We start from the raw sequence: 7,723 nt of genomic DNA, 5'->3' as shown, positions 1-7,723 counted from the left end.
TTAAGATAGTGATGTAAACAAGAGTTGGGAGCGAAAATGCTTTTGCTCAGCTCTTGCATCTGTTCAATGGTTGAAAAAGCTTGATAGTATACGATTCCTGAACGCAGTTGTTTTTTAAAAAACATTTTAGAACAAATGTTCCCTCCGCTGTAGAGTTAGTTGGAAATTTTTGATATAATAAATATATGAAAAGTCTAATACAGTATAAAAGCAATAATAACATAGTATATTCTTGTAAATATCATGTGGTTTGGTGCCCTAAATATAAAAGAAATGTCTTAATAAATGGAGTAGACGAGAGACTTAAATCTATTATTTTGGAGGTCGCAGAAGAGCAGGTTGAAGTGCTTGAGCCACAACATATTAGGTAAATCATTAAAGAAAGAGCAAAGAAAGTTTTAGAGAAATATTTACATATACGACATAATGGTGTCTGATTACATGTGATAGTGAATATAAAAGAAATTTATGATAAATGAGGGATAATCATGACAGTAGTGAACCTGATAGCTTCTCAGTTAGGACGAAATGATGAAGAGCCGAATATTGAATTAGCACAGCGATTAGCTAATGAAGAAAATCATGAAGGCATAGAAGAAATAATTGAAAACCTATCTTGCAGGGATAAAAAGATTCAACACGATTGTATTAAAGTAGCGTACGAAATTGGACAAGTAAAACCAGAACTCATAAGCAAATATGTACTGAACTTCGTAGAACTGCTAAAGAGTCGCAATAACCGTTTGGTGTGGGGAGGAATGACGGCATTAGCAACGATTGCAGAGGCTGCATCGGAAACCATTATGGCTCATCTTGACACATTAATAAGTGCCATGAAAATTGGCTCGGTTATTACCATTGATAAAGGTGTCCTGACTCTTGCGAAGCTGGCAGCCGTCAGTAAGGAAAACAATGGAGTGATTTTTCCTTACTTACTCCATCACCTTGAGAATTGCAGAACAAAGGAAATTCCCCAGCACTCGGAAAGCACGCTTTTAGCTGTAACAGAAGAAAATAAAGAGGAATTTCTAAATGTGTTACGAAAAAGAGAAGAATATTTAACAGGTCCTCAACTAAAAAGAGTCAAAAAAGTTTATAAAACATTAGAAGCTTAATTCAAAGGACAATTTGAGGTGATAGAATGAGAGAATATCAAAAATGCCAAAGCTGTGCCATGCCATTAAAGAAAATGGAAGATCGCGGTATGGAAAAGAATTTAGATAAAAGTCCTATGTACTGTAAGCATTGTTATCAAGTAGGGGAATTCACGCAAAAGGACATTTCAGTAGATGAAATGAAGCAATTTGTGAAAGATAAATGTATCGAAATGGGATTTCCGAAGTTTTTGGCAGGAATGTTTGTAAAAAGGCTTCATAAATTGGAGAGGTGGAAATAGACATTTCAATCTATGTCAACGAAAAGGTGGTGCCTGACCCCCATTGCTATAAAGCTTTAACGTAATGGGGGTCAGGCACCTTTTTTCGATATATAATTATTGAAAATTCTTCATCCAAGTCGTGAAGTTGTCAATCACAGTGTCTAAAAACTTCACTGTTCCTTCGTCTGTTAGGTTGCCTTCACTATCGAATTTCGTATGTGCCGCACCTACATATACTTCATTGCCAATGAGTACAGGAGAAGCAACGCCGCCAGCGAATAAAATATCACGTAAATGCATTTGCGCTTTCACTGTTCCTAAATTTCCCATTGAAGCACCCATCACAATCGATGGTTTCCCAATCATCACTTTATCTACTCGAGATAACCAATCAATTGCGTTTACTAAAACTCCCGGTACTGTTCCGTTATATTCAGGTGTTACCCATAAAACAGCGTCCGCTGCTTTTACTTGTGCCTTGAAATCAACAACCTCTTGTGGCGGTTCATTTTCGATATCTTGATTGTACATAGGAATCTCATTTAAAGATAAAACTTCAAGATCGAATTTGTTAATATAGCGAGATTTAATATACTCAGCAAATTTTTTGTTTAATGATTCCTTGCGAATACTACCTATAATTGCTACCACTTTCATATATACTGCCTCCCATGTTGTTGTTTAATTGATTGGAATGATTTTTTTTCTTTAAAGTAACACAGTATCTATAGTATCTCAAACGAATGAAATTATAAATTAATTTGCATTTTCCCATGGGTACCATGAAAAAATTGAAGTAAAAGAGCAAAAAGTTATTGGGGTTAGGAGACGACTCCAATGAAAATTGTTATGCAGGAAGGGTTACCAATTGTGAACAAGATGAGGAATCAGCATGGTTTGATAAATAAGCGGAGAAATTTCTCTTATTTAGGAAAAAGCACTGAAAATAGCTTAAATAGACGGAAGGATTCCGACTATTTACTTGAAAAACGTGAAAATGGGTAATTTTACTTTGCTTAATCGGAAAACCTCCGCTTATTTACCCCAAACCAAGCTCTATTCTGTGGACTAACCGGAAAATCTTCGCTTATTTTAAATATCACTGGTTACTAAATTAAGAATAAGATATCCAGTTATTATGTTTTGTGTAGCATTTTTTGTAAGACAAATTGTATACCAAATTGAGGGTAATATTATAGGGGGGCTCCCTCCGTACTTTTGGCAAGGAATTAGGCTTATGATCCTCCACATTCGCCTCGATTACAATATAAAATTCCTGAAAGTAAAGCCCCAACACGCCAATAATTTACAGTCGTTGTCACTCCACGTTCCGTTAATAATGTCCGCTATTTCAATTTATCTATTTGCCATAGTTCCCGTACCTGATAACACCAATAAATAATAACAACACTAATGCAAAAATACATATTGTTCCGATTGAAGCTAAAACATTAAGGATTTTATTTGCTTTTGTACTAAACAACTTACAAAATAAAAAATAAACTCCAACTCCAATCATTCCACCTAATGTATTTCCCATAAGGTCAGTAATATCGCTAGCTCCTATAGCAAAGATGAATTGCAATACTTCAAATAACAAACTAACTCCCGCTATCGGTATAATCTTTTTCAAGAAAGACTGACTTGGTTTTAGCATACTGATATAAATTCCAAATGGGATAAATGCTAATACGTTATAGATAATTTCGCTAATATCTATTTGATCGTTTTTGATAACTGAACCAGCAAAAGGGATTAAGTTGATTTCCCTAAAATCCGCGAAATGACGCAAGTCTTGAAGTGAAAATTGCATTTTAAAGAGTATAATCCATGTTAATACAAATAAATATACGGTCAACAAGCCAGCAGTTATTTTATTTTGATTATTTTTTGATTTCTCCATATAAATCCCCAATTCCTACTTACAATCTAAGTTTTTATCCTACTTTACAATTGAATCCTAACATTATTTATTAGGGAATGTTTCTTTAAAAGATGAGATCGCTAATATTGTTCAATTCATACCAAATTAGAAAAATAAATGCTATTACACAAAAAGTGTTCTCTGAAGTAATGCTCCTTAACACTTTCACAAATTCGCTGGTTTATTGTTATTAAAAACTAATTGACAAGTAGTTGGATGTCGCGCCAGCCACTTACATCGCATTGGCCATATTCATTATCACCCACTGCAACTACCGTGCCGTCCGATTTAAGCCCGACAGTATGGGCACACCCCGCCGCAACCACCACGATATCGACCCAATCACTTACATTACACTGGCCATACTTATTATCACCCACCGCAGCCACGGTACCGTCCGATTTAAGCCCGATAGTATGATAACTACCCACCGCAATCGCCACGATACCGCTCCAGCCGCTTACATCGCATTGGTCATGTTTATTCAAACCCACAGCTGTCACAGTACCGTCCGATTTAAGGCCAATTGTATGGAGATAACCCGCTCCGACCCCCACAATATCGAACCAGTCGCTTACATTGCATTGGCGATACCGATTATTCCCCACAGCCGTCACCGTGCCGTCTGATTTAAGGCCGATGGTATGCCAGTCACCCGCCGTGACCGCAACAATATCATGCCAGCCGCTTACATTGCATTGACCTTCATTATTTCGCCCCACAGCTACCACCGTGTCATCAGATTTAAGCCCAATGGTATGACGCCAACCCGCTGAAACGGCCACAATATCGCGCCAGTCGTTTACATCGCATTGGTTATGCTTATTCCAACCCACAGCCGCCACAGTACTGTCCGATTTAAGTCCGATTGTATGAGCATTACCCGTGTTTGTTGCCCTATGAACATTACCAGCTGCAACCGCCACCATATCACGCCAGCCATTTACATCACATTGGCCATATTTATTATCACCCACAGCCGTCACCGTGCCGTTCGATTTAAGCCCAACGGTATGACGACGACCCGCCGCAATGGTATCTTTAGGCCACCGTTTCAACTCTAACACCCCATCTTTCGGTGAATTGTAATCCATGTTTTACCTCCTTGAATATATGCACCCTTCCATTTTTCTGATAAGTATATGTAACTTAATGATTGCTCGTCAAATGGAAGAACTGTATGGTTGTGATAACGGAAGTATATCAAATTGTCCGTTTAATTTATTCCATTATTGGACTGGATTGTTGTAGACCGCTTTAATCCGATTAGTTTGTTAAAGTAAAATATTCATATGATATATGGGAATTGAATGAATTTCAACAATCGAAATGAGAGTGGAATAAATGGCTATTTTGAAAAATGATTGGGCACCATTGCTTGAAGAAGAATTTGAGAAACCCTATTACCAGCGATTGAGGAAAATACTGCTCGAAGAATACCAAACAAAAGTGGTTTATCCGGAGCAAAATGATATCTATAATGCACTGCATTTTACTTCTTATAACGAAACCAAAGTAGTCATTATTGGTCAAGACCCTTATCACGGACCAGGACAGGCCCATGGATTAAGTTTTTCAGTTAAGCCAAGTGTACGGATTCCTCCATCATTGAAAAATATTTATCAGGAGCTGCAAACAGATTTGGGTTGCTCTATCCCTAATAATGGATACCTAGTAAAATGGGCGAAGCAGGGAGTATTGATGTTGAATGCGGTTTTAACCGTACGTGCAGGAAGTCCAAATTCACATAAAGGCCTGGGTTGGGAAGAGTTTACTGATAAAGTAATTGGAGAATTGAATCAAAGAGAGAAGCCAGTTGTGTTTATCCTCTGGGGAAATTTTTCCCAACAAAAACAACAACTCATCACTTCCTCGAGGCATTTCATCATAAAGTCACCACATCCAAGCCCATTTTCCGCCAATAAGGGCTTTTTTGGGAGTAAACCATTTTCCCGAACCAATGCGATTTTGCGCGAATTAGGGATGGAGGAAATTGATTGGCAGATACCAGATTTATAGCCGGTACCAATCTTCAAAATTAATATATGGTACGGTGAACCGTACCATCAGTAAATGAGGTTTTTTTTAAAGAGTGGTCTTTATGAAAACGGGATTTGAAGTACAGGTATACTTAATTTTATCTACTGAAACAAAGGAATGAGGATTTATATGGAAAAAAGGCGTAACGTTATTTTGTATATTGGTACTTCGATTGATGGCTATATTGCAAATGATGACGGTACATTAGAGTGGTTGGAGTCCACGGAAGTAGAAGGAGATTCCGGTTACAATTCCCTTCTAGAAAGAATTGATACGGTTGTTATGGGAAAGGGAACGTATGATATCATTCGTGGGTTTGATATTGCCTATCCTTATAAAGATTATAAAAACTATGTATTTTCGAAATCTGTTAGTGGTTCAGATGAATATGCTTCATTTATTAATGAAGATGTCCAAACTTTCATTAAGGATATAAAACAAAGGCCTGGTAAAGATATATGGTTAATTGGTGGAGGAAACTTAGCCCGTGAGTTTTTTAAGGAAAATTTAATTGATGAATTCCAACTAGCCATTGCACCTATTATTTTAGGGAAGGGAATCTCCCTTTATAACGGGGATGATATTACTCAAAAATATAGGTTAACCAAAGCTGAAAAGTTAGGTCAACTCGCTATGCTTCATTATATAAAAAACTGAATAAGTACAAAAACTCGCCAATTATTAATGCGGCGAGTTTTGCCATTCTATAAGCCACTAGCTATGTCAGAACAAATGCCATTTTATAATGCTTCAATGTAATTTCTGGGCTTGAATGCCAAAGTCGTTGTGATACAACCTAAATAGCCGCATTATATGCGTGAAACCAGAGCCGTTTTGGGCCATGAAAAAATTATGGCCTTTTTGGGGATCCCTCTAATCCCTAGGGTCTTAACCATCTTAAATCCTTTGTATGAAGAAAGACCACATTGCAACATCTGTTTCTTCTTCGGCCGTCATGTTGTCCTAATAGGCTCCAGGGGGAAATTTGTTAAAAAGGTCACACCAGATTTCCCATCCCAATGGTATTATATATATATCACCTTTGGAGGTTAAGAAACATGCAAATAACTTTGGATAGCCCTAAAACCGACCTTAAAGACAAACTGGTTCAAACAACATTTTCACGAACAAATCCTTTTCAAGCAAAAATTCTTAAAAATATAAATATAAACGGAGCCGGCTCTGGTAAAGAAACGAGGCATATTGAGTTATCACTTGAAGGGTCTGGCCTTTCTTATGTCCCTGGTGATGCCCTTGGGATTGTCCCTTCCAACGATCCAGAACTTGTTGCGTCCATTCTTGAGGAAATGCACTGGGATGAAGAAGCGGTTGTAACCATCAATAAGCAAGGGGAGACACTCCCACTAAAGGAAGCGCTAACCACCTATTTCGAAATTACACTGCTATCAAAAAAGGTTTTACAGCAGGCAGCTGCATTTACAGAAAATGAAGAGTTACAAAAGCTTCTGCTGGCTGAAAATGTGATCCAACTGAAAGAATATTGCTATGGTCGTGATTTGCTTGATATGTTACGTGGATTCGGTCCATGGAAAGCTACTGCACAAGAAATCGTTTCTTTATTAAGAAAAATGACGCCGCGCCTCTATTCGATTGCGAGCAGCATTACTGCTAATCCAGATGAAGTTCATTTAACCATCGGTACTGTGCGCTACACTGCTAATGGACGCGAACGTAAAGGGGTTTGCTCTGTTTTATGTGCTGAACGTGTGAAAGAAGGAGATGTACTTTCAGTCTTTGTTCAAGCAAATAAACACTTTTATCTGCCAGAGTCTCCCGATCATGACATTATTATGGTTGGACCCGGGACAGGTATTGCACCGTTCCGTTCTTTTATACAGGAACGTGCAGTGAATAATGCAACAGGCCGGTCATGGTTATTTTTTGGAGACCAGCATGCTAACTCTGACTTCCTTTATCAAGAGGAGTTGGAAAAATATCAACAAGATGGGGTACTGACAAAACTAGACACTGCCTTCTCCCGGGACGCAGCTCAAAAAGTTTATGTTCAACATAAAATACTTGAACATAGTAAAGAACTGTTTGATTGGCTTGAAAAAGGAGCTTATTTCTACGTTTGTGGGGATAAGGAATATATGGCGAAAGACGTCCATGACACACTTATTAACATGATTGAAAAAGAAGGAGCGATGAGTCGCGATTCAGCAGAAGCGTATCTAAAAGATATGCAGAAGCAAGGGCGTTATCAACGTGATGTGTATTAAAAGGTAAGTGTAAAAATCTACAGTAACCACCCTTCTTTCCGGTTAGTAATTAGGGTGCCTGCCCCCAGTATCGGTGCCTGACCCCCGATGCGGTAACGCTTTAACACACTGGGGGTCAGGCACCACTATTCAACTACT

The 7,723-nt window shown here is 38.1% G+C and carries 10 protein-coding genes and 1 pseudogene; 7 read left to right on the top strand and 4 right to left on the bottom strand.

Annotation, left to right across the window (positions count from 1 at the left end):
• The coding region (locus BANVL01_RS28900; protein WP_439951364.1) for a DNA polymerase beta superfamily protein at nt 1-125 on the bottom strand (125 nt) is incomplete at its 3' end.
• A gap of 60 nt (nt 126-185) precedes the next feature.
• Here BANVL01_RS28900 and BANVL01_RS27095 point away from each other — a divergent pair.
• From BANVL01_RS27095 to BANVL01_RS26075, 3 genes and pseudogenes are all read left to right on the top strand, one after another.
• Nucleotides 186-359, top strand: a pseudogene (locus BANVL01_RS27095) (transposase); the annotation flags it as partial.
• A 129-nt stretch (nt 360-488) separates the two neighbouring features.
• Nucleotides 489-1,115 carry a hypothetical protein gene (locus BANVL01_RS26080; RefSeq protein WP_066082894.1) on the top strand — a complete coding sequence of 209 codons (627 nt, stop codon included), beginning with the start codon at nt 489-491 and terminating at the stop codon, nt 1,113-1,115.
• Nucleotides 1,116-1,141: 26 nt separating this feature from the next.
• Complete coding sequence (locus tag BANVL01_RS26075; protein ID WP_066082896.1) at nt 1,142-1,396, top strand: zinc ribbon domain-containing protein; 255 nt, start codon at nt 1,142-1,144, stop codon at nt 1,394-1,396.
• Nucleotides 1,397-1,492: 96 nt separating this feature from the next.
• Here BANVL01_RS26075 and BANVL01_RS26070 read toward each other — a convergent pair whose 3' ends face one another.
• Entirely contained in the window at nt 1,493-2,035 is a 543-nt protein-coding gene (locus tag BANVL01_RS26070) for an NADPH-dependent FMN reductase (protein ID WP_066082898.1), read from the bottom strand.
• A gap of 180 nt (nt 2,036-2,215) precedes the next feature.
• Between BANVL01_RS26070 and BANVL01_RS27620 the strand changes: the two genes are divergently transcribed.
• On the top strand, nt 2,216-2,383 hold the full coding sequence (locus BANVL01_RS27620) for a hypothetical protein (protein ID WP_156482428.1): 168 nt from the start codon (nt 2,216-2,218) through the stop codon (nt 2,381-2,383).
• A 355-nt stretch (nt 2,384-2,738) separates the two neighbouring features.
• Here BANVL01_RS27620 and BANVL01_RS26065 read toward each other — a convergent pair whose 3' ends face one another.
• Both BANVL01_RS26065 and BANVL01_RS26060 read right to left on the bottom strand, forming a co-directional pair.
• Complete coding sequence (locus tag BANVL01_RS26065; protein ID WP_066082900.1) at nt 2,739-3,281, bottom strand: VanZ family protein; 543 nt, start codon at nt 3,279-3,281, stop codon at nt 2,739-2,741.
• A 218-nt stretch (nt 3,282-3,499) separates the two neighbouring features.
• A complete protein-coding gene (locus BANVL01_RS26060; protein WP_066082902.1) occupies nt 3,500-4,396 on the bottom strand; it encodes an RCC1 domain-containing protein in 897 nt (298 codons plus the stop codon).
• A gap of 250 nt (nt 4,397-4,646) precedes the next feature.
• Here BANVL01_RS26060 and BANVL01_RS26055 point away from each other — a divergent pair, with 250 nt between their 5' ends.
• The 3 genes from BANVL01_RS26055 (at nt 4,647) to BANVL01_RS26045 (ending at nt 7,585) form a co-directional block, all read left to right on the top strand.
• The gene (locus BANVL01_RS26055) at nt 4,647-5,321 is read left to right on the top strand and encodes a uracil-DNA glycosylase (protein WP_066082903.1); all 675 of its coding nucleotides are present in this window, start codon (nt 4,647-4,649) and stop codon (nt 5,319-5,321) included.
• Nucleotides 5,322-5,471: 150 nt separating this feature from the next.
• Nucleotides 5,472-5,999 (top strand): dihydrofolate reductase family protein, encoded by a 528-nt coding sequence (locus BANVL01_RS26050; RefSeq protein ID WP_066148186.1) that lies wholly within the window; start codon nt 5,472-5,474, stop codon nt 5,997-5,999.
• A 401-nt stretch (nt 6,000-6,400) separates the two neighbouring features.
• Nucleotides 6,401-7,585, top strand: coding sequence for a sulfite reductase subunit alpha (locus tag BANVL01_RS26045; protein ID WP_066082907.1), 1,185 nt, complete (start codon nt 6,401-6,403; stop codon nt 7,583-7,585).
• The last annotated feature ends 138 nt before the right edge of the window (nt 7,586-7,723 follow it).

This window comes from Neobacillus novalis NBRC 102450, assembly GCF_001591805.1.
GTDB lineage: Bacteria > Bacillota > Bacilli > Bacillales > Cytobacillaceae > Neobacillus > Neobacillus novalis.
Note: the sequence above shows the minus strand (reverse complement) of the source record. Positions and strands in the feature narration are given on the sequence as shown.

Coding starts and splice junctions, on each gene's coding strand:
- BANVL01_RS26080 (WP_066082894.1), top strand. CDS start 489: ATGACAGTAGTGAACCTGATAGCTTCTCAGTTAGGACGAAATGATGAA.
- BANVL01_RS26075 (WP_066082896.1), top strand. CDS start 1,142: ATGAGAGAATATCAAAAATGCCAAAGCTGTGCCATGCCATTAAAGAAA.
- BANVL01_RS26070 (WP_066082898.1), bottom strand. CDS start 2,035: ATGAAAGTGGTAGCAATTATAGGTAGTATTCGCAAGGAATCATTAAAC.
- BANVL01_RS27620 (WP_156482428.1), top strand. CDS start 2,216: ATGAAAATTGTTATGCAGGAAGGGTTACCAATTGTGAACAAGATGAGG.
- BANVL01_RS26065 (WP_066082900.1), bottom strand. CDS start 3,281: ATGGAGAAATCAAAAAATAATCAAAATAAAATAACTGCTGGCTTGTTG.
- BANVL01_RS26060 (WP_066082902.1), bottom strand. CDS start 4,396: ATGGATTACAATTCACCGAAAGATGGGGTGTTAGAGTTGAAACGGTGG.
- BANVL01_RS26055 (WP_066082903.1), top strand. CDS start 4,647: ATGGCTATTTTGAAAAATGATTGGGCACCATTGCTTGAAGAAGAATTT.
- BANVL01_RS26050 (WP_066148186.1), top strand. CDS start 5,472: ATGGAAAAAAGGCGTAACGTTATTTTGTATATTGGTACTTCGATTGAT.
- BANVL01_RS26045 (WP_066082907.1), top strand. CDS start 6,401: ATGCAAATAACTTTGGATAGCCCTAAAACCGACCTTAAAGACAAACTG.